This window comes from Gordonia sp. KTR9, from assembly GCF_000143885.2.
Classification (GTDB): domain Bacteria; phylum Actinomycetota; class Actinomycetes; order Mycobacteriales; family Mycobacteriaceae; genus Gordonia.
Genome location: NC_018581.1, coordinates 3424284 through 3446006, shown reverse-complemented (window position 1 = coordinate 3446006; position 21723 = coordinate 3424284). Strand labels below are relative to the sequence as shown.

The 21723-nt window shown below is 67.5% G+C and carries 16 protein-coding genes; 11 read left to right on the top strand and 5 right to left on the bottom strand.

The annotated features are described in order from the left end of the window. The first annotated feature begins 87 nt into the window (after window positions 1-87). Together ilvA and KTR9_RS16190 are read left to right on the top strand one after the other, a co-directional pair. Window positions 88-1464, top strand: a complete 1377-nt coding sequence (gene ilvA / locus KTR9_RS16195; protein ID WP_014927274.1) for a threonine ammonia-lyase IlvA — start codon at window positions 88-90, stop codon at window positions 1462-1464. A gap of 277 nt (window positions 1465-1741) precedes the next feature. After that, window positions 1742-2068 (top strand): hypothetical protein, encoded by a 327-nt coding sequence (locus KTR9_RS16190; protein ID WP_014925451.1) that lies wholly within the window; start codon window positions 1742-1744, stop codon window positions 2066-2068. Between the two features lie 48 nt (window positions 2069-2116). Here the strand turns inward: KTR9_RS16190 and treZ are convergent, their stop codons facing one another. Next, on the bottom strand, window positions 2117-3877 hold the full coding sequence (gene treZ, locus KTR9_RS16185) for a malto-oligosyltrehalose trehalohydrolase (RefSeq protein WP_083889031.1): 1761 nt from the start codon (window positions 3875-3877) through the stop codon (window positions 2117-2119). Window positions 3878-4226: 349 nt separating this feature from the next. Here treZ and KTR9_RS16180 point away from each other — a divergent pair, with 349 nt between their 5' ends. From KTR9_RS16180 to KTR9_RS16140, 9 genes are read left to right on the top strand one after another with little or no spacing between them, the layout of a single operon-like run. Further along, window positions 4227-5084 (top strand): MlaE family ABC transporter permease, encoded by an 858-nt coding sequence (locus tag KTR9_RS16180; RefSeq protein WP_035717212.1) that lies wholly within the window; start codon window positions 4227-4229, stop codon window positions 5082-5084. Window position 5085: 1 nt separating this feature from the next. After that, window positions 5086-5952, top strand: a complete 867-nt coding sequence (locus KTR9_RS16175) for an MlaE family ABC transporter permease (protein ID WP_010842297.1) — start codon at window positions 5086-5088, stop codon at window positions 5950-5952. A 10-nt stretch (window positions 5953-5962) separates the two neighbouring features. Continuing rightward, complete coding sequence (locus KTR9_RS16170) at window positions 5963-7297, top strand: MlaD family protein (protein ID WP_014927271.1); 1335 nt, start codon at window positions 5963-5965, stop codon at window positions 7295-7297. Further along, on the top strand, window positions 7294-8328 hold the full coding sequence (locus KTR9_RS16165; protein ID WP_014927270.1) for an MCE family protein: 1035 nt from the start codon (window positions 7294-7296) through the stop codon (window positions 8326-8328). The genes KTR9_RS16170 and KTR9_RS16165 overlap by 4 nt, the downstream gene beginning before the upstream one ends. After that, window positions 8325-9314, top strand: a complete 990-nt coding sequence (locus tag KTR9_RS16160; protein WP_014927269.1) for an MCE family protein — start codon at window positions 8325-8327, stop codon at window positions 9312-9314. The genes KTR9_RS16165 and KTR9_RS16160 overlap by 4 nt, the downstream gene beginning before the upstream one ends. Then, window positions 9308-10441 carry an MCE family protein gene (locus KTR9_RS16155; RefSeq protein ID WP_014927268.1) on the top strand — a complete coding sequence of 378 codons (1134 nt, stop codon included), beginning with the start codon at window positions 9308-9310 and terminating at the stop codon, window positions 10439-10441. Before KTR9_RS16160 ends, KTR9_RS16155 begins: the two co-directional genes overlap by 7 nt. Window positions 10442-10452: 11 nt before the next feature. After that, entirely contained in the window at window positions 10453-11607 is a 1155-nt protein-coding gene (locus KTR9_RS16150) for an MlaD family protein (protein WP_443134906.1), read from the top strand. Then, window positions 11604-12776, top strand: a complete 1173-nt coding sequence (locus KTR9_RS16145; RefSeq protein ID WP_044508017.1) for an MlaD family protein — start codon at window positions 11604-11606, stop codon at window positions 12774-12776. The genes KTR9_RS16150 and KTR9_RS16145 overlap by 4 nt, the downstream gene beginning before the upstream one ends. A gap of 59 nt (window positions 12777-12835) precedes the next feature. Further along, window positions 12836-13759, top strand: coding sequence for a hypothetical protein (locus tag KTR9_RS16140; protein ID WP_014927265.1), 924 nt, complete (start codon window positions 12836-12838; stop codon window positions 13757-13759). Between the two features lie 6 nt (window positions 13760-13765). Here KTR9_RS16140 and treY read toward each other — a convergent pair whose 3' ends face one another. The 4 genes from treY to KTR9_RS16120 form a co-directional block, all read right to left on the bottom strand. Next, the gene (gene treY, locus KTR9_RS16135; protein WP_014927264.1) at window positions 13766-16096 is read right to left on the bottom strand and encodes a malto-oligosyltrehalose synthase; all 2331 of its coding nucleotides are present in this window, start codon (window positions 16094-16096) and stop codon (window positions 13766-13768) included. A gap of 4 nt (window positions 16097-16100) precedes the next feature. Further along, window positions 16101-18647 carry a glycogen debranching protein GlgX gene (gene glgX / locus KTR9_RS16130; RefSeq protein ID WP_014927263.1) on the bottom strand — a complete coding sequence of 849 codons (2547 nt, stop codon included), beginning with the start codon at window positions 18645-18647 and terminating at the stop codon, window positions 16101-16103. Window positions 18648-18781: 134 nt separating this feature from the next. Beyond that, window positions 18782-20962 carry an acyltransferase family protein gene (locus KTR9_RS16125; RefSeq protein ID WP_044506890.1) on the bottom strand — a complete coding sequence of 727 codons (2181 nt, stop codon included), beginning with the start codon at window positions 20960-20962 and terminating at the stop codon, window positions 18782-18784. A gap of 170 nt (window positions 20963-21132) precedes the next feature. Then, on the bottom strand, window positions 21133-21690 hold the full coding sequence (locus KTR9_RS16120) for a TetR/AcrR family transcriptional regulator (protein ID WP_044506888.1): 558 nt from the start codon (window positions 21688-21690) through the stop codon (window positions 21133-21135). Window positions 21691-21723 lie beyond the last annotated feature (33 nt).

Genomic DNA, 21723 nt, shown 5'->3' with positions numbered 1-21723 from the left:
GGGAGAATGTGCCGCGATCGCGATTCGACCGGGCGTCGCGACGTCACCGCAACCCGCGACACCTGGACATGAGCCGACAGTGAGAACATGGCTGTCGTGAGTACGCACCACGTCCCGGTCCATCAGCAGGCATTGTCGGTAGACGCGATAGAAGCCGCGTCGATCCGCATCGCCGACGCGGTGGCGCGTACCCCCCTCGAGATCTGCCCGCGGCTGTCGGCCGGCTCCGGTGCCGAGATCTTCCTGAAGCGTGAGGACCTCCAGGCGGTCCGTTCCTACAAATTGCGCGGTGCCTACAACGTGATGGCGCAGCTGTCGGCGGAGGAGCTCGCGCGCGGGGTCGTCGCCGCCAGTGCCGGCAACCACGCACAAGGCGTTGCGTTCGCCTGCCGGAGCATGGGGGTACACGGACGCATCTACGTCCCGACCACCACGCCCAAGCAGAAGCGGGACCGAATCCGTTGGCACGGAGGCGACTTCGTCGAACTCCGGGCCGTCGGGGAAACCTACGACGCTGCTGCGGCGGCCGCTCAGGACGACGTGATGCGCACCGGAGCGGTGTGGATCCACGCGTTCGACGACCCGCGGACCGCGGCCGGGCAGGGGACCATCGCGCACGAGATCGTCGAACAGCTCGGTCGCGTCCCCGACGTCGTCGTCGCGCCGGTCGGCGGCGGCGGATGTCTGGCCGGGATGGCGACCTACTTCCGCGGTATCTCCGACGACGTGACGATCGTCGGCGTCGAACCGACCGGTGCGGTGTCGCTGAGCGCCGCACTCGTCAACGGCGGACCGGTCACCCTCGACGAGATCGATCCCTTCGTCGACGGCGCGGCGGTCAAGCGGATCGGGTCCATCGGACACCGGGTGCTGTCGGACCTGGGTGCGACCGTCACCGACCACCCGGTTCTCGCCGACATCGCCCCGACCCCTGCCGTGCGGGTGGTGCCCGACGAGCGGTTCGCGCCTGTCCCGGGATCGGCACACATCACCCACGTCGACGAAGGTGCCATCTGCTCGGCGATGCTCGAGCTGTACCAGAACGAGGGGATCATCGCCGAACCCGCGGGCGCCCTCGCCGTCGCCGTGCTCGACAAGCTGCAGCTGCCCGCGGACGCCACCGTGGTGTGCCTCGTGTCCGGGGGCAACAACGACGTGTCCCGGTACGGCGAGATCATCGAGCGCTCACTGGTCCACCGGGGCCTCAAGCACTACTTCCTCGTCGACTTCCCCCAGGAGCCGGGCGCATTGCGACGTTTCCTCGACGAGGTGCTCGGGCCCGACGACGACATCACGTTGTTCGAGTACGTCAAGCGGAACAACCGGGAGACCGGTGCCGCCCTGGTCGGTGTCGAGTTGGGGCACCGCGACGGACTCGGCGGGCTCATGGACCGGATGGCCCACTCCCGCCTGCACTGTGAGCGGCTCGAACCGGGTTCCCCGGCGTACGCCTACCTCACGTAGAACGTCGAGGGGGGTCTGTTGCCCACGCCGCCCCGCTGAGATGCGCCCTCGGCAGGATCCGCGGCGACGATGAGTTCGCCTTCTCGGTGGCGCTGTGGTGGGTGGTTTCCTGGGGTGCTTCGTGGTGCAGGCGCGTTTGCGGACGGGGAGCCCGGACGTCGGCCATCCGAACGACTCCCGACCTCCCGGGAACATTCCGGCCCGGGGTCGCCTCCAAGTACATGAACCGCCCAGAAGCACTGCACACCAGCGCTCCACCACTTGGAAGGACACCACCATGAGCACCGAGATCCCCGCCGACGCCGTTCTCGTCGACACCGACGGCGACGGAGCCGTCGACGCCGCCCTCACCGACGTCGACGGTGACGGCACCACCGACGCCATCCTCGACACCGACGGCGACGGCCAGGCCGACTCCATCGCCTACGACACCAACGCCGACGGCGAGATCGACGTCATCGAAGCCGACACCGACGCCGACGGATACACCGACATCGCCGTCGCCGACACCGACGCCGACGGCACCTTCGACACCGCCGTCGACGACGAAGGCAACGTCGAGGTCGGCGACTTCGGCAGCATCGACGGCGGCGACGCCGTCTGACCCCCGCCTGATTCCATAGCCCGAAGCCGCGTGTACCGCGGCTTCGGGCTAGGAATCGTTGTGGGCCGGACTCCGGCGTCCGACGATGACGTTGTGGCCCGGCGAGCTGAGCCCGGTGTCGTCGGATCGGACGGGCTCCCAGGCCGACTCGACGTCGAGGGTGACGGGCACGGTCACCTGTTGATCGCCGGGGATGCACACCACCGACCAGTCGCCGCGGTGCATCGCGAACCAGCCCGCCGCCTCGTCGAAGTCGACGGACACCGAGCCGAAGGTCGGATCATGCAGTGCTGCTTCGGCTTTCCGCAACGCGATCAGGGTCCGGTAGAAGTCGAGCACACGTGCGTGGTCGGGCCGATCGAGTTCGGTCCAGTCCAGCTTCGACCGCTCGAAGGTCGCCGGGTCCTGCGGATCGGGCACATCGTCGCTGTCCCAGCCGTGCTCGGCGAATTCCGACTTGCGTCCCTCGGCGGTCGCCCGGCCGAGTTCCGGTTCCGGGTGGGAGGTGAAGAACTGGAAGGGCGTCGCCGCGGCCCACTCCTCGCCCATGAACAGCATCGGGGTGAAGGGGGACAGCAGGACCAGTGCCGCCTTGATCGCCAGCTGTCCGCCGTCGAGGTAGGCACTCGGACGGTCGCCGATGGCGCGGTTGCCGATCTGGTCGTGATTGCAGGTGTAGGCGAGCAGGGCCGAGGCGGGCACCGTGCCGGTCGGGATCGGCCGCCCGTGATGGCGTCTGCGGAACGACGAGTAGGTGCCGTCGTGGAAGAAGCCGCCGGTGAGGACTTTCGCGAGGCACTCGTAGCTGCCGAAGTCGGCGTAGTACCCCTGCCGCTCGCCGGACACCAGGGTGTGGATCGCGTGGTGGATGTCGTCGTCCCACTGCGCGGTGAGCCCGAGTCCGTTGGCGGTGCGCGGCAGGATCATGCGGGGATCGTTCAGGTCGCTCTCGGCGATCAGCGACAGGGGGCGCCCTAGCTCGGCGGCGAGATCATCGGTCGCGGCGGCGAGCTCCTCCAGGATGTGGACGGCGCGGTGGTCGGCGAGCGCATGAACGGCGTCGAGGCGCAGTGCGTCGACGTGGAACTCGGAGAACCACCGCAACGCGGTTCCGATGATGAAGGCGCGCACCTCGTCGGAGTCCGGATCGGACAGGTTGACCGACGACCCCCAGGACGTCGTGCCCTCGCTGAGGTAGGGCCCGAAGTCGGGTAGGTAGTTGCCGGACGGTCCGAGGTGGTTGTACACGACGTCGAGGACGACGCCGAGCCCCTTGGCGTGGCAGGCGTCGACGAACCGGGCCAGCGAGGCGGGACCGCCGTAACTCTCCTGGACCGCGTACCAGCCGACGCCGTCGTAACCCCAGTTGTGGTCGCCGTTGAACGCGTTGACCGGCATCAGTTCGACGAAGTCGACCCCCAGGTCGACGAGATGGTCGAGTCGGTCGATCGCGGAGTCGAGTGTGCCCGCGGGTGTGAACGTACCCAGGTGCAGCTCGTAGACGACCGCACCCCGGATGTCGCGGCCGGCCCACGCGGCGTCGGTCCAGGTGTCGGCGTCGACGGTGAACAGCGCGGACAGTTCGTGCACCCCGCCCGGCAGGCGCACGGCGCGCGGATCCGGACGCGGCGGCCCACCGTCGACCGAGAAGCCGTAGCGGAGTTCGTCCTCGCCGTCGGCGGCCGGTGCGGCATCGACCTGCCACCACCCACCCCGCGCCGCCGACATCGCGATCCGACTCGGCCCCGACCCCGTCCCCGTCGTGGTCACGAGCTCGACGACCTGCGCCGTCGGCGCCCAGACGCGGATCTCGTCCAGCGACCGCGGTGCTCGGTAGGGACCCTCAATGGAACGAAGTGGTAGGTTTTGTTCCCGTTGGTCGGCCGACCAAGTTATTGTGCTCTGGGCAACAGCGGTATCGGTCGGGGGATTCGTCACATCATGCAAGGTATGTCGGACCTCGGACAGGCGCAGTCGGGCGCTACTGTGAGGCCGGACACATTTCGACCACGAGAATGGGGTATGTTACCCGCGGCGCTCCTGCCCACGGGGGGCACGCGAAGAGGTTCTGCGGAAACGAGGACGCGCGTCGGCGACGACGAGCGCGATCGCGACCTGACGGCCGGTGAACGGGTAAGCCGAGACGCAAGGGTAGGGATTGAGCACTAACGCAGTCACCTCGGACGACGAGGAGGTGGGTCGCAAGAGACCGGGGGCGGTTCGGTCGTGGTATGACGGCCATATCGTCGCCTCGTTCGACACCTTCGGACGCCAGCTCGGCATGTTCGTCGAGGTGTTCCGGACGCTCTTCGTCGATCTCTTCAAGCGACGCTTCCCGTTCGGCGAGTTCGTCCGGCAGTGCGCCTTCATGGCCAGCACCTCGGTCTTCCCGACGCTCCTCGTCGCCATCCCGATCGGCGTCATCGTGTCGATCCAGGTGTCCAACATCGCCGGTCAGGTCGGTGCGACCTCGTTCTCCGGTGCCGCCACGGGCCTGGGCGTGATCCGGCAGGGCGCCCCGCTGGTCACCTCGTTGCTCCTGGCCGGTGCCGTCGGTTCGGCCATCGCCGCCGACCTCGGCTCGCGCACCATCCGCGACGAGATCGACGCGATGCGCGTCATGGGCGTCAACCCGATCGAGCGCCTCATCTCGCCTCGACTGCTCGCCACCATGGTGGTCAGCTTCCTGCTCTGTGGCTTCGTCTGCTTCGTCGGGTTCATCACCGGTTACGTCTTCAACGTCTACTTCCAGGGCGGGACACCGGGCAGTTACACCGGCACCTTCGCGTCCTTCGCGACCACCTCCGACCTGATGTTCGCGTTGGCCAAGGCCGTCATATTCGGCGCGATCGTGGCGATCGTCGCCTGCGATCGCGGCCTCTCGACGAAGGGCGGGCCCGCCGGCGTGGCCAACTCGGTCAACGCCGCCGTCGTCAACTCGGTCCTGCTGCTGTTCACGGTGAACGTGATCCTGACGCAGCTGTTCACGATCCTGTTCCCGGCGAAGGTGGTGTGAGATGACCGCGTCACGGTATGTGCCTCCGGCCCTGCGGCCGCTCGAGGCCGCCAAGTCGGTGTACCGCGGTCCGCGTGATGCGCTCGCCGCGATGGGCCACCTGATCACCTTCCTGGTCCGGTCCATCGTTGCGGTGCCGCTGGCGTTCCGCCACTACAGCAAAGAGGTCTGGCGTCTCCTGGCCGACGTGGCGTGGGGCAACGGTGCCATCGTGGTCGGCGGCGGCACCGTCGGCGTCATGGTGATCCTCGGGATCATGGGTGGCGCGACGGTGGGGATCGAGGGCTACACCGCCCTCAACCTGCTCGGCATGTCGCCGGTGACCGGTGGTCTGTCCGCATTCGCGACGACCCGTGAGATCGCGCCGCTGCTCGCCGCCACCGCGTTCACCGCACAGTCGGGATGCCGGTTCACCGCGCAGTTGGGGTCGATGCGCATCGCGGAGGAGATCGACGCGCTCGAGGCGATCGCGATCCGGCCGCTGCCCTATCTCGTCACCACCCGGATGTGTGCCGCGGTCCTGGCGATCGTGCCGCTCTACTCGGTGTCGCTGGCCGCGAACTACCTCGCCTGCCAGTTCATGTTCATGGTGCAGAGCGGTCAGGGCGGCGGCACCTACCTGTACTACTTCAACCAGTTCCTCGTCTCGTGGGACATGTTGTTCTCGTTCATCAAGGTGATCGTCTTCGTCCTGCTCACGACCTTCATCCAGTGCTACTACGGCTACTTCGCCTCAGGGGGCCCCGAAGGTGTGGGAGTTGCTGCCGGACATGCCATCCGCCTCGCGATCATCGTCATCGTGTTCGCGAATCTGGTCATGACACTCGTGTTCTGGGGCACTTCGCCCGGAATCAAGATCTCGGGATGAGGGGGAGACCGTGAACATCGCGACCGACGGACGTAATCCCTCACTGCTGCAGTACGTGCTGCGGGGCGTCGCCTTCCTGCTCGTCCTGCTCGTCATCTTCGTGCTGCTCTTCATGCGTTACCAGGGGACGTTCAGCAAGACGGTGGCCGTGACCGCCGACCTCGTCGATGTCGGCGACGGCCTCTCCAACGGCGCCGACGTCCGGTACAACGGGCTCATCGTCGGGACGGTCAAGTCCATCGCCGTCGACGACGACTCGCAGGCCGACGCCGCCCGGCTGATCAAGAACGTGGGCATCGACATCGAGCCCGCCCAGGCCGAGGGGATCCCCGCGTCGGTGACCGCGCGGACGGTTCCGTCGAACCTGTTCGGCGTCAACTCCGTCGAACTGGTCCCGCCCGCCGAGGTGGGCACCGACCGGTTGTCCGCGGGGGATGTGATCCCGGCCGACAAGTCGCTCGAGACGATCAAACTGCAGGACGCCCAGAACGAGCTGAAGCAGATCCTCGACGCCGTACCGCCGGAAGAACTCGCGCAGGTCCTCGGCACCATCGCCGACGCACTCAAAGGCGGCGGATCGGTGTTCGGGTCGTTCGTCGGTGTGTTGCGGAACTACTTCGACTCCATCAACGCCCAGTTTCCGCCGGGCGCGCCTCCCGGTTTCGACAATTTCGACGCCGCGCTCACCGGACTGTCGCAGTCGGCGCCGCAACTCCTCGACACGTTGGGGCGCAGTGTGATCCCGGCGGTGACGCTCGCGGAGAAGCAGCGTGACCTGACCGCTGTGCTGACGGCGAGCCAGGGACTGATCGATCAGACCCAGTTGCTCTTCGCACGCAACGGCGACGGCGGCCAGCGCATCGTGACCGATCTGAACCGGATGCTGGGTGCGCTTGTCCTGGAACCGAACTCGCTGCCCCAGGGCGTGATCGCACTCAACAATCTGGCCGCTCGGGTGCTGACGGTGTTCACCGGCACCAACGGGCACGTACAGCTCAACATCGGGGTCAGTTTCGGCGCCTTCCAGCGCTACACCCGGCAGAACTGTCCGGTGTACGACGGCGGCCCCTACGGAACCCTGCGCGGTCCGGGGTGCGTCGGGCCGGGAACGGGGACCGGGCCGACGATGTCGGGTCCGCTGTCGATCTATCCCTCCGACGGAATGCGCCGCAACAAGCCGGTCGGCAACGTGACCACCGATGCCGACAACAAGACCCTCGGCACGGTGTTGCGCCGCACCCCGTCGGCAGCCGACACGATCATGCTGGGACCGCTCGTCCAGTCGCTCGACGTGCGGAACGCCACCGGGCCCGGTGGCGGCGACGGCCAAGGAGGGGGACGATGAGCGCGGCTTCGGGGTCGATCCGCAAACCGCTGATCGGGTTCACGATCTTCGGCATCGCAGCATTGCTGGTCACCTACGTGATCTTCTCGACGCTGGAACGTTCGGTGCCGGGATCGACCAACAGCTACACCACCTACTTCGGTGATGCGTCGGGTCTCGCGACGGGCGATGACGTCCGCATGGCCGGCGTCCGCGTCGGCCGGGTGGACCAGATCGAACTCGCCGACGGCCGCGCCCGGGTCTCCTTCGAGGTGCAGAACAACCAGCAGGTGTTCACCAACACCCGCGCGGCGATCCGCTACCAGAACCTCATCGGCCAGCGGTATCTGAACCTGACACTGGTCCCGGACCGGGAGAGCCGACCTCTCGACCCGGGGTCGACGCTGCAGCTGCCCTCCGAGGATTCCTTCGACGTCACCACCCTGCTGGCCGGATTCCAGCCGGTGTTCGAGACCCTCACCCCGGAGCAGGTCAACGCCCTGTCCGAGGGATTGATCCAAGCGTTCCAAGGCAATTCGGTGTCGCTGAGCTATACGGTCGCCGAGGTCGGACGGCTCGCTGAGGACACCGCCAATCGTGACGTCGTGCTCGGTGCGATCATCAACAACCTGAGTGTGGTGATGCGTGACCTCTCGCGGCAGGGCGGCCAGCTGGGCACCGTGATCGAGTCGATGTCGGCGCTGATCGCCAACCTCAACTCCAACTCGGCGGCCTTCGGTAGCGCGGTGACCGACATCGGCCGGACCGCAAGCGGTTTCGCCGACGTGCTGAGTGAGAGCCGGCAGAGCCTCGCCGACGCCGCGACGGACGGCCGGATCGCCACCAACACGCTGATCAGCAACGGCGCCAAACTCGATCGGATGGCGGTCGACGCCCCGGTCTTCCTCGGTCATTTCCCGCTCGTGCTCGGTGAGGGCGCTTACTTGAACATCTATGCATGTGATCTCGACGTCGCGATCGGTGACGTCCTGCTCCCGCCCGGGATCTTCAACAAGATCGGTGGCACGAGTCACTCGGTGGTGTGCCGATGAGCTGGTTCCGCAGAAGTTTTCGCAACAACCGGCGGGTGTGGTCCGGGGTGATCGGTGCCGTCGTCATCGTCGCCCTGTTGCTGGGCGTGACGGCCCTCGCGAGCGCACATCTGGGCAAGCAGACACTCACCGCCGACTTCGCCCAGGCCGGCGGTATCCGGCCTGGGGACAAGGTCCGCGTCGCCGGCATCGACGTCGGCGAGGTCACCGGCACCGAACTCGCCGGGCAGCACGTGGCCATCACCATGAAGGTCGACAGCGACGTCCGGGTGACGGCCAACGGCTCGGCGGAGATCAAGATGTCCACGCTGCTCGGTCAGCGCTACATCGATGTGTCGCTGGGGGATTCACCCGAGGACGCGCCCGACGGACACATCGGGAAGACCGCCGTGCCCTACGACCTGCAGCGCACCATCGAGGCGGGGGCGCCGATCCTGACCGGCATCGACGACAAGACGCTCTCCGAGAGCATCCGGACGCTCAACCGGCAGCTCGCCGGTGTACCGGCCATCACCGAGCCGACCTTCGAGGCGCTCACCCAGATGTCGAAGGTCATCACCAATCGCAAGGACCAGATCAATCAGTTGATCGCCGACACCAAGACGATCACCAGCATCGTGGACGACAACCAGGCCCAGCTCGCCGTGATCGTCGGGCAGGGGCGCGACCTGACCCAGAAGATCGTCGCGCGTGAGGAACTGGTCACCCGGATGCTCGACGGCATCGCCGAACTCACCGAGCAGGCGACCGCGGTGGCCGGCGAGAACGCGAATCAGTTCGCGCCGATCATGGCGAACCTGAACACGATCACCCAGGGGCTGGAGAAGAACCGCAACAATCTCCGCAAGTTGCTGGAGGTCCTGCCGGTGACCGCACGCCTGACCAACAACGTCATCGGTGACGGGCCCTACGCGAACGGCTACCTGCCGTGGGGCATCTTCCCGGACAACTGGCTGTGCCTGGCCCGGGTGGTGGACGGATGCTGAGCGCGGACACGAGGACAGGTACGACGATGCGCGCCAACGGACTTCGCCGCCCGATCCTGCTGGTCGGGGTCGCACTGCTCGGCATCCTCGGGCTCTCGGGTTGCTCGATGATCCCGGGGAGCTGGAAGGCGGCGGTCGGACAGGCGATCGAGGTCACGGCCTACTTCGACAACGTCGCCGGCCTCTACGTGAGCAACGACGTCGCCGTCCTCGGCATGCCGGTCGGCCAGGTCACCGCGGTCGAGCCGCAGGGCGACCGGGTGAAGGTGACCATGACGATCGACAGCGACGTACCGGTCCCGGCCGACGCGACCGCGGCGATCGTCAACACCTCGATCGTCACCACCCGGCACGTCGAACTGTCACCCGCCTACGACGGCGGACCGAAGCTCGAGGACGGGTCGGTCCTGAAGGAGACGAAGGCCCCGGTGTCGGTCGGCGAACTGTTCGACGCCATCGACGGTCTGGTCGTCGCCCTCAAGGGCGAAGGCGCCGGACCCGGCCCCCTCGCGGAGATGATCGACATCACCTCCGGCATCGCCACCGGCAACGGCGACGAGATCCGCGCGGCACTGGACGAACTCGGCGGGGCGTCGGATGTGGTGGCGGGCAACAGCGATGCCCTCGTCGACATCCTCGAGACCATCGAGGGGCTGACCACGACTCTCGTGCAGAACTATCCGAAGATGACCGCGTTCTCGAAGTCCGTCAACGAGGTGTCGGAGCTGCTGGGCGACCAGGCGCCGGGTCTGCTCGCGACGTTGGGGAACCTCAACCAGACCCTGCAGAACACGACCGTGTTCCTGCAGAACAACACCAACACCATGTCGGTGTCGTTCGACCGGCTCGCGGCGCTGACCGCGAACCTCAGCGACTATTCGCGGCAGGTCGTGGAGACCATCGACGTCGGGCCGCTGCTCTTCCAGAACCTGAGTAACTCCATCTCGGCCGAACAGGGCGCGTGGCGCGCGCAGGTGCTGCTCGACAAGTCCCTCGTCGACAACGAACTGCTCGCCGAGTTCTGTGAGGCGATCAATCTGCAGAAGGACGGCTGCCGGACGGGCAAGCTCAAGGACTTCGGGCCCGATCTCGGTATCTACTCGGCGATGCTGGAGTTGACGAAATGAGAACGGCGACGATGCACTCGCTGGACCGCGCGGGATCGGCCGGGCGTCCGTCGCCGGCGCCCTCGCGCCGCGGCGTCCGCCGGGGCGGCGTGCTCGCGGTGTTGCTCGCCGCCCTGATGGGACTCACCGGCTGCGGACTGCTCCCGAGTCTCACGGTCGAACAGATCCCACTGCCCGCACCTGGCGGCATCGGGGACTCGATCACGCTGACCGCGAACTTCGACAACGCGCTGAACCTGCCGACGCGAGCGAAGGTGAAGCTCAACGGAAACGACGTCGGGCAGGTCACCGACCTCGTCGCCAAGGACTACACCGCCGTGGTGACGATGGAGGTCAGCAAGAAGACCAACCTCCCGGTGGGCACGGGCGCCGAGCTGCGCCAGGCGACGCCCCTGGGCGACGTGTTCGTCGCGTTGCTGCCGCCGATCGAGGCGAAGGACGGTCTGATGGTCGACGGTGACACCCTCACCGGCCCGACGTCGGCCGCCGCGACGGTCGAGGATCTGCTGATCAGCATGAGCGGGGTCGTGGACAGCGGGTCGCTGAACTCACTGACCATCATCCTCACCGAACTGAGCAGTGCGGTCGCGACGAACCCGTCGGACCTCAACGGCGCGATCCGTGGCATGACGACCGGCATCCGGAAGCTCAACCAGAGTTCGGCCGCGGTCGATCGATCGCTGGCCACCACGCGTGTGCTCACCGGACAACTCGCCGACGGGCGCGCGCAGATCATGGCGTCGATCAACAAGCTGGGTCCGGCGCTGGAGTCGCTGAACGGGCAGATCGCCACGATCCTGACCACTCTGGACAAGACCCAGCAGGTCACCGCCGCCACCAACGATTTCCTCGACACCGACCAGGACAATCTCGTGGAGATGCTCGGTCATCTGTCGACCGTGCTGGCCGGCCTCCGTCAGGCCGCCGGCCCGCTCGGATCGCTGGCCGACAACCTGCACACGCTCACGCCGAAGTGGGTCAAGTCCACGCCGGGTAGCGCGGCGGCCGTGTCGTCGAAGGTTTACTGGCTCAGCCCGGGCGTCGGATTCGACTCGGCGAGCAGGTTGCCCGAGATCCAGGACGTCGACGAGGGTTCGGCGGCGTTGCAGCAGACACTGACCCGCCTGCTGGCGCGGATCACCGGGACAAGGGGGTGTTGCGGATGAGCGGCGTGTTCGGTGTCCTGCGCAGGAATTCGGTACTCGTCGGCAACATCGCCCTGGTGCTGGTGATGGTCGTCGGACTCGGCTACCTCGCTCTCGGTGTCCTGCGGTGGCAGCCGTTCGCCGACAAGTACTCGCTCACGATCGAGTTCCCCATCTCCGGTGGCCTGCAGGAGACCTCGGGCGTCACGCTGCGCGGTGCGCGCGTCGGCGACGTGGACACCGTTGGGGTGCAACCGGATTCGGTCAAGGTCGTGGTCACGGTCGACGACCGGTACAAGATCAACCGCGACAGCACGGTGGCGGCGCTGGGTCTGTCGGCAGCGGGGGAGCAGTACGTCGACTTCCAGCCGGCGACCTCGGACGGCCCCTACCTGAAGGACGGCGACGTCATCCGGGCCGACCAGACCGAGGTGACCGTGCCGTTCTCGCAGCTGCTCGAGTCCTCGCTGGAACTGATCAATCAGATCGATCCCGCGAAACTCCGTTCCGCCGTGGACAATCTGAAGATCGCGCTGTACAACGAGGACGGCACCAACGACCTGTCGGTGATCTTCGACTCGGGTGGCACCATCTTCGCGAAGCTGTACACGGCGCTGCCGGAGACCACCAAGTTCATCCAGAACGCGGGCACCATCTTCAAGACGACCGCGCAGATCCAGCCCGACCTCGGCACGACGGTGGCCGGTCTGAGCACTCTGGTCAACGCGGCAGCCGCGTCCGATCAGGAACTCCGTGAACTCCTCGACCGGGGCCCGTCGCAGTTCACGAGCCTGGCCGGGTCCATCAACCAGCTGACCGATCCGATCACCGACGTGACCAAGCAGTTCGTCGACATCGCCGAGCAGGGTGCACTCCGTGCGCCGGCTCTCGCGACGCTGTTCCCCGCCATCCGCGATGCCAGCGTCAAGAGCCTCACCATGTTCCACGACGGTGCATGGTGGGCGTTCGGATCGGTGTACCCGCGCCCGAGCTGCAACTACCCGGTCACACCCCGCCGGCCGACGCAGATCCTCGAGCTGACCATCCCGACCAATCTGTACTGTGTGACCGAGGATCCGCGCCAGCAGATCCGCGGCTCGGCCAACGCGCCGCGGCCGCCCGGTGATGACACCGCGGGACCGCCGCCGGGCTACGACCCGAACGCCCGTACCGTTCCGCTCGACAAGTGATGGGCCGCTCGACGACTGACGGCCACTCGACGACGACAGACAAGTTGCGTGACCTGTAGATGACTGACCGGAATGACCCTGACGTGAACCCGACGACCGAGAGCGAGGCGGACACCGCGTCCCCCGACACCTCCGCCGTCGCATCCGGCCCCACCGACGCGGTGACGGACGACGACACGGCGACGGACGAGACGGACGCGGCGGACGCGAGCAGTACCGGCGCGTCGCCGGCACCGCGTGGGAAGTCCGCCCGCCGGACCGGTTCCTCGACACCCGTCTCGAAGCCCGCCGCGGCCGACGACGCCTCGACCGAGAAGGGCGAGTCTCCGGCCGCGTCCCCGAAAGACGACGCGGGGCGTCGGGAGATCTCCTTCACGGTCACCGGCCGCGGGATCAAGAAGGTCCTCGCCGCCGTCGTGGCTCTCGCGCTGGTCGCGCTCGTCGCGTTCCTGGGCTGGCGCGCGTACGACCTCCAGCGGGAGGCCGATGCCTTCGCCGATTCGAAGGTGGCCTCGGCCGACTTCGTCACCAAGCTGGTCACCACCCTCAACGCCGACAACGCGGGCAACTCGAAGGAACTGCTGGGGCCGCTGTCGACCGGGGAACTGCGCACCCGCCTCGAGCAGGAGCGTGCCGACACCGAGGCGAACGTCGAATCCCTGAACATCGAGGTGTCCTCGACGATCAGTGTGGTCGCCGTGGAGACCGTCGATGCCGACACCGCCAAGACGGTGGTGATGGCCGAGGTGACGGGCCGCAGCGTCAAGCTGCCGAGCGGCGGCACGAGCCTGATGGTGTTCCGCCTGGACCTCAGCAAGGAAGACGGCAAGTGGCTGGTGTCGAAGGTCGACGGCCCGCCGGGAAGCCCCAGCGGCCAGATCGATCCGTCGCAATCGCTCCCGGGCGCCGGGGGCGCACCGGCACCGCAGCCGTCGCCGGCACTGCAGCCGGCACCACAGCCGGCTCCCGCTCCGGCCGGCTGACCCGCGTCAGTCCCGCACGAGGATCGCGACCGGGTGCTCGCCCCGCGCGGCGCCCAGGTCGACCGCCCCTTCGTACACGGCCCCCGATCGTTCGTCACGCCACCGCGATCCCGCGGGCAGCGTGATCGACGTGGCGGTCGCGGCCTCGTCGTCGAGGCTGTGGGTGAACCGCGCGGTGAGTACGACCACCGACGGGCCGTCGTCGGTGCCGCGCGCGAACGCGATGGTGTGGTCGGCGGCGGGTCCGTCGGCGGTCAGTCGCTCATAGGTCCCCGAGACACCGAACGCATCCGGGTGCGCGGCACGGACCCGTAGTGCGTCCCGCACGAGTCTGGTCTTGGGGTGGTCGGTCGACCGTCCGAAGTCGACCGGTCGTCGATTGTCGGGATCGACGAGGGAGTCCTCCCACCATTCGGTGCCCTGATAGATGTCGGGCACCCCGGGGCCGAGAATCGCAATCGCCTTGCGCGCGAGTGCTTCCTGCTCCCATGCGGAGGCAATCCGATCGACGAGTTCGGAGACCGCGGTCGCGATGTCTCCGGTGGTGACCTGGCCGATCCAGTTCTCGACCGCGGTCTCGAACTCCTCGTCGACCTCGGTCCACGTGGTGCGGAGTCCGGCCTCGCGGGTCGCCTTGCGGGCGTACTCCACCAGTCGTCCGCGCAACTCGTCGGTGACCCGACCGTCGGTCGGCCAGACCCCGACGATGTTCTGCAGCAGGAAATAACCGGTCAGGTCATCCGGCACGGCGGTGTCGCGCCAGATGGTCTCGACGAGCTGGGACCACCGGTCGGGGACCTGTGCGAGCACCGCGATGCGCGCACGCACGTCCTCACCGCGTTTGGTGTCGTGGGTCGACGTCGCCGTCATGGCCAGCGGCCACTGTGCGGCGCGCTCGGTGTTGTGCCGGTGGAACTCGGTGAGCGACAACACCGGATCGGCAGGGTCGCCGCCGACCTCCTGGGCGGACACCAGCCTTGCCGTGCGGTAGAACAGGCTGTCCTCGACACTCTTCGCGGTCACCGCGCCGCAGGTCTGCGCCAACCGCGACGTCGCCTCGCCGGGAACCGCGGTCTCGCGCACGACGAGATCGAGGGCCGCACGCAGGTCGGGCTTCGCGTCGGCGATGCTCGTCGCCACGGCGAGGAGGCGTGGACGCAACGACGGATAGTCCGCCCGGTACACCCCGAGCGCGGCGATGAGTTCGGTACAGGCGGCGGCGATGAGGTCCGGCTCCACGGCCGGCGATCCGCCACCGCCCGCGGTGAGCGCGCGCACGAGGCGGCGGAGCTCCGCCGGGAACGACTCGCGCACCGTGCTGAGCTTGCGTTCGTGCTCGGCGGCCTCCACCCACCGCGCGTCGCCGGACTCGCCGGTGATCCGTTCGTGCAACTCGGTGAGCTGGGCGACCCCGGCCGGCGCCACGAACACGGCGTCGATGACGCGCATGTGGTCGTAGCCGGTGGTGCCCTCGACCGGCAGGGTCGGTTCGAGCGGCTCGTCCGGCGCCAGGATCTTCTCGATGTAGAGGAGGCGGTCGTCGCCGATGTCGGCGCGCAGGCGGCGCAGATAGTCCTGCGGGTCCCACAGGCCGTCCGGATGATCCACGCGCACACCGTCGATGAGGTCGGCGTCGAGCAAGTCGCGCAGCCACTGATGGGTGGCGTCGTAGACCTCCGGGTCCTCCTGGCGGAGACCGGCGAGCTCGTTGACGGTGAAGAACCGCCGGTATCCGATGAGTCCGCTGTTCCAGGGGACGAGCCGATAGTGCTGGCGGTCGTGGACATCTCGTGGCGTGCCGCCGGGCCGAGTATCCCGGCCGGCGCCGGGCGCGATCGGGAATGCGTGATCGTAGTACCGCAGGTTCCCGTCCTCGTCGATCTCGAGAGGGCTCAGGTCTCCGTCGGCGGCGAGGACGGGCAGCGCCAGCTTTCCCTCGACACCGTTGTCGTCGCCGAAGTCGGCGTCGAAGTAGTTCGCGTAGTCCGACCCGGACCCGTGGCGGAGCAGGTCGGCGAACCACGGGTTGGCGAGCGCGTCCGCCACCCCGGTGTGGTTCGGGACGATGTCGATGATCAGACCCATCCCGCGTTCGGCTGCCGCCGAGCGCAATTCACGCAATCCCTCGACACCGCCGAGCACGGAGGCCACGGCCGGAGGCGGCAACCAGTCGTAGCCGTGCGTCGAACCGGCCGACGCCGTGCCGATCGGGGAGAGGTAGACGTGACTGATCCCCAACTCGGCCAGATGGTCGAGTATCCCGGCCGCGTCGGCGAACCCGAAGTCGCCGTGAAGTTGGAGCCGGTATGTCGCGTGTGGGGTCGGGCGGTTGCTCATGAACTCACGAGGTCTTCCGCAGGACCAGTACGGACCGCGCGCCGACCGTCACCGATTCGCCGGACGCGGCCGTCAGTTCGGTCTCGCCGACGGGGTGGGTGGTGTCGAGCTCACCGACCCATTCGTTGCCGTACCAGTTCGGCGGGAGAGTGAACTCCAGATCCTCGTAGTGGGCGTTGAAACAGATGAAGAAGGAGTCGTCGACGACGAGTTCGCCTCGTTCGTCCTTCTCGCCCAACCCGTTTCCGTTGAGGAACACCGCCAGGCTCTTGCCGAATCCGCTGTCCCAGTCCTCGGCGGTCATCTCTTCGCCGGCCGGGGTGAGCCAGGCGATGTCGAGTGCCTGGTCGCCCCACCGGATCGGTTTCCCGCCGAAGAACTTGCGGCGCCGGAACACCGGATGCCGGGTGCGCAGCGCGATGGCCCTGCGGGTGAAGTCCAGCAGGTCGGCGTTCTCCTCGGCGAGTGTCCAATCCATCCAGGACAATTCGGAGTCCTGGCAGTAGACGTTGTTGTTGCCGTGCTGGGTGCGCCCGATCTCGTCGCCGTGCGCGAGCATCGGCGTTCCCTGCGACAGGAACAGCGTCGCCAGGATGTTGCGCTGCTGTTGTGCGCGCAGAGCGTTGATCTCGGGATCGTCGGTCGGTCCCTCGACGCCGCAGTTCCACGACCGGTTGTGACTCTCGCCGTCCCGGTTGTCCTCGCCGTTGGCCTCATTGTGCTTGTCGTTGTAGGACACCAGGTCCCGCAGCGTGAAGCCGTCGTGGGCGATGACGAAGTTGATACTCGCGAGCGGACGCCGGCCGGTCGCCTCGTACAGATCCGACGATCCGGTGAGCCGGGAGGCGAACTCGCCCAGGGTGGACGGCTCGCCGCGCCAGTAGTCGCGGACGGTGTCGCGGTACTTGCCGTTCCACTCGGTCCACAGCGGCGGGAAGTTGCCCACCTGATAGCCGCCCTCGCCGATGTCCCAGGGTTCGGCGATGAGCTTGACCTGGCTGATGACGGGGTCCTGCTGGACCAGATCGAAGAACGCCGACAGCCGGTCGACGTCGTGGAGTTCGCGCGCGAGTGTCGAGGCGAGGTCGAACCGGAACCCGTCGACGTGCATCTCCAGGATCCAGTACCGGAGCGAATCCATGATGAGCTGCAGTGTGTGTGGATGGCGGACGTTGAGGCTGTTGCCGGTACCCGTGTAATCCATGTACATCTCGGGTTCGTCTTCGACGAGCCGGTAGTAGGCCGCGTTGTCGATGCCGCGGAACGACACGGTCGGACCGAGGTGGTTGCCCTCGGCGGTGTGGTTGTAGACCACGTCGAGGATGACCTCGATGCCGGCGTTGTGGAACTCGCGGACCATCGCCTTGAACTCGGTCACCGCGCTGGCCGGCTGGTCTCGGTTGGACGAGTACTCGATGTGCGGCGCCAGGAATCCGAATGTGTTGTAGCCCCAATAGTTTCTGAGACCCTGATCGCGGAGGACGAAGTCCTGCATGAACTGGTGCACGGGCATCAGCTCGATGGCCGTGATGCCCAGTTCCTTGAGGTGGTCGATGATGACCGGATGGCACAACCCGGCATACGTACCGCGTAGGTATTCGGGGACGTCGGGGTGGGTTGCCGTCATGCCCTTGACGTGCGCCTCGTAGATCACCGTCTGGTGATACGGACGATTGGGCGACCGGTCGTTCTGCCAGTCGAAGTAGGGATTGATCACCACTGAGACCATGGTGTGTCCGAGCGAGTCCAGCTGAGGCATCGGATTGACCGGTTCGGGGTCGGCATCCGGGACATTCTCACCTTCCGGCGGCGCGGTGCCGTCGGAGTCCGGCTGTTCTGTTCCGGACGGAACGGCCTCGTCGGTGTCGGCATCGGACGCCTCGCCGGGATCGGTCGTCTCCGATGTCGTCTCGTCGCCGTCGTCCAGACCGGTGTCGGCGCCCTCCTCGGCCGATGTGTCCTCGCGCGCGGGTTCGTCGCTGTCCTGGGGCGGCGTCGGGAGCGGGTAGGAGAACAGTGATGCGTCACCGTCGAAGTCGCCGTGGAACGCCTTGCCGTACGGGTCGAGCAGGAGCTTGCTCGGGTCGCACCGCAGCCCGCGCGACGGGTCGTACGGGCCGTAGACGCGGAAGCCGTAGAATTGTCCCGGGCCGACGTTGGGCAGATAGCAGTGCCAGCAGTAGCCGTCGACCTCTTCGAGCCGGATGCGGCGTTCGTGGCCCTCGCGGTCGATCAGACACAGCTCGACCGCCTCGGCCACCTCCGAGAACAGCGAGAAGTTCGTTCCCGCACCGTCGTAGGTGGCGCCGAGGGGAAACGGGGTACCCGGCCACACCGGGATCGGGGCCGGCTCCGGTTGGACCAGTGCTTCGGCCTGGATCGGGTCCGACGGCATGGGAACCGGGTCGGACGTGGCACCGCCGCTCGGTGGCGCCGCTGTCGTCGAGGTGGTGTCGAGGTCTGGTACAGCGGGCTTCGGGGTGGAGCCGGGATCGCCCGGCTGTTCACCGGGGGCTGGCGGTTCGGAGTTACCCGCCTTCGGCGACGTCATGGGTCGACCCTAGTCGCGTTGCCGCGGGCGGTCATCTCAGGACGCGGCCGGCCGGCTCGGATGTGGTCTGTCCCACCGGTATGCCTCCGCCGACTGTCGAGCGGTCGCCGATCAGGCCCCGATCGCAGGCGTCGTCACGGGACCTCGGGACCGGCCCAGGGCAGCTGCGCCGCCATCTGCCGACCCAGTTCGTCGGTGAGGCTGCGGACGTAGGTCGCACTCAGATGGTGCGGGTCCTTGTAGACGGTGATGTTGCCGACGATGGCCGGGCAGCGATCGGAGGTGCAGATGCCGTCGGACATGTCGAGTGGGTGGAAGTCGGGCCGCGTCGCGGCCAGTGCGGCGCCGGGGTCCTCGGGCGCGAGCACGGCGGCCCGATTCGATCCGCAACTCTCGGCGTCGCCGCCGTCGGCGAGGCAGATCGGCGTGTCGATGGTGCCCTTCGCGTTCTTCGGCCAGGGTGTGTCGCGCATACCGAGCACCGGCACACCCGCCTCGAGGAAGCGATCGAAGATCGGCACGTAGTCCGGCGGCACCCAGTCGCCGGGTTCGTAGTCCCGCGGCCGGGTCGAGTTCGTCAGGACGGCATCCGGTTTGTCCGCGATGACACGGTCGATGACACGCTGTCCCCAGTCGTAGCACTCGGGGTAGGGCACGCCGCGTTGCTTGGGCACGGGGTTCGTCGACAACGGACACCCCATCTTGAGGTAGGTCGTCACCTTGAAGCCGTTGCGCTTGCCGAGGGTGTCGAGCGCCGAGATCCACATCTCGGCGTGTGAGCCGCCGGCGAGGGCGATGGTGCGCGTCGCGGTGGGGTCGCCGTAGACGCCGACGTGGATCTCGTTGTCGGTGAAGTCGCTCATGTACCCGTCGGTGGAGGTCTCGGGGAAGTCCATGATGACCTCCAGTGCCGACGGCTGCGGGTCGAGGGCGGGTACCGGCCAGCCGTCGAGCAGCGCGCGGGCACCCGGGAACGACCTCGGATCGAGATTCTTCGTGTCGACGACGATGTTGGCGACATGGCGTTCCCACACGGTGATGCCGATGCCGGTGACGAGCGTGCCCACCACGAGGATCGACGTCACGACCGATGTGTAGGACATCCATCGGGAGCGTCCGTCCCGGGTGCCGCGTGTCAGCTCGGATCGGCCGCCCCCGCGCAACGGGTCCTCGATGTAGAGCTTGGTGAGCCATGCGAGTCCGACCGACACCGCGAGGATGACCACGCCCTCGAGGAAGTTCGCATGGTTCTTGTCACGCCAGGTCAGGTAGAAGATCAGCAGCGGCCAGTGCCACAGATACAACGAATAGGCGATGGTCCCGAGCCACACCGGCCACCGGCTCGCCAGCCATCGGTTGGTGACGGGCATCTCGGTGGAGGCGACGGCGTGGGTGCCGTGCGGAGGCTTCTGCAGCGCGGTCGCGCCCGCCCAGATGATCAGCAGCGTGGCACCGACCGGCACGAGCGCCATCGGACCGGGATAGGCGTTCACGCCGTCGATCCAGAACCCGCAGCTGACGATCAGGGCCAGTGCGACGACGGTCGCGATGTTGCGAAGCCAGTTGGGGACACGCAGCGACGGCAGCCAGATCGCCAGCAGGCCGCCGGCCAGCGGTTCCCAGAGTCGCGACAGCGTGTCGTAGTAGTTGTACGGCTGATTGATCGCCAGGCCGCGGTGCGCCCAGTAGAAGGAGGCGAGGGCGACGACGAACACCGCCCCGCCGACGAGGAACCTGATGACCCGGGGGTCGGCGAACGGCCGGGCGACCCGGGCGCCGAGTTTGAGCAGCGCCGCGAACGCGAGGGCGACGAGCAGGGTCAGGACGAAGAACTGGCCCTGCACCGACATCGACCAGATGTGCTGCAGCGGACTGTTCGCCGAACTGGCGGCGAGGTAGTCCTGGGAGTTCTGCGCGAGATACCAGTTCTGGTAGTACAGCGCGCTCGCGATGACCTCGCGCCCGACGTTGGCCCAGCGGGTCTGCGGCAGGATCACCAGCGTCAGGACCGTGACCGCGATGAGCACCGTGAACAGTGCCGGCAGCAGCCTCTTCAGCAGCCGCTTGAGGCGCGGCCAGGGATTGAGCGTGTCGCGGAAGGTGACGTGCGGCGCCTGACTGGCGATCGCGTGGCGCAACAGTGAGCCGACGAAGAAGTATCCCGAGAGGGTGAGGAAGACGTCGACGCCGCCGGAGACCTTGCCGAACCACACGTGGAAGCAGGCGACGAGGGCGATGGCGATGCCTCGCAGGCCGTCGAGGTCGGTGCGGTATGCGGGCGTCGTCGGCGTCGAGGGGGACGACGTCGGCGCCACTACTCGCGTCGTCGATGCCACAGGGCGTGTTCTTTCCGGTGGGGGACAGATCGGTCTCGAGGGCCGAGCCGTGATGACCGGCTAGCAATGTACTCGCCGAAGCTGTGAAATATCGATTCCGACGACTGTGACACTCGCCTGTACCGGTGATTCGGTGCGACCGGGCGGAATCACCGCGAGCGGCGCGTGCGAGCCCCGTCGAGGATGATGGCCAGCCCGTCGCGGAATTCGCCGCCGAAGTCACGACCCGACGGCCCGGTGACGCCGAGGCGCTCCATCTGCGCGCGTGTCTGTTCCTCGATGGTGAGTCCGATGACGAGCTGGCACAGTGCCGTGCTGACCGCCTCGGCGTCGCGCACCGACAGCCCACCGGACGAACCGGCGGCGATGATGTCTGCGGTGATGGCCTTCGACGACAGGCCGCTGGCCCAGCTCGACGAGACGACTTCGGCGCTGTCGGGTACCTCGAGCAGTGCGCTGCGCATCCCGGTGGCGAGCCGATCGAGGCGGTCGTCCCATGCCAGCCCGGTGTCGGGGATCGCGACCGCGGCCAGGATGTCGTCGGCGAGCGCGGCCAGCAGCGTCTGCTTGTTGGGGAAGTGCCAGTACAGCGCGTTGGGGCGGACGCCGAGTTCGGTGGCCAGGCGCCGCATCGACAGGTCGGCCAGGCTGTGCTCGCCCAGGATGTCGCGGGCGGCGCGCAGGACATCGGTCCGACTGTTGCTCACCCGCGTCAGCGTAGTGATCCGCGGATGGGGCAT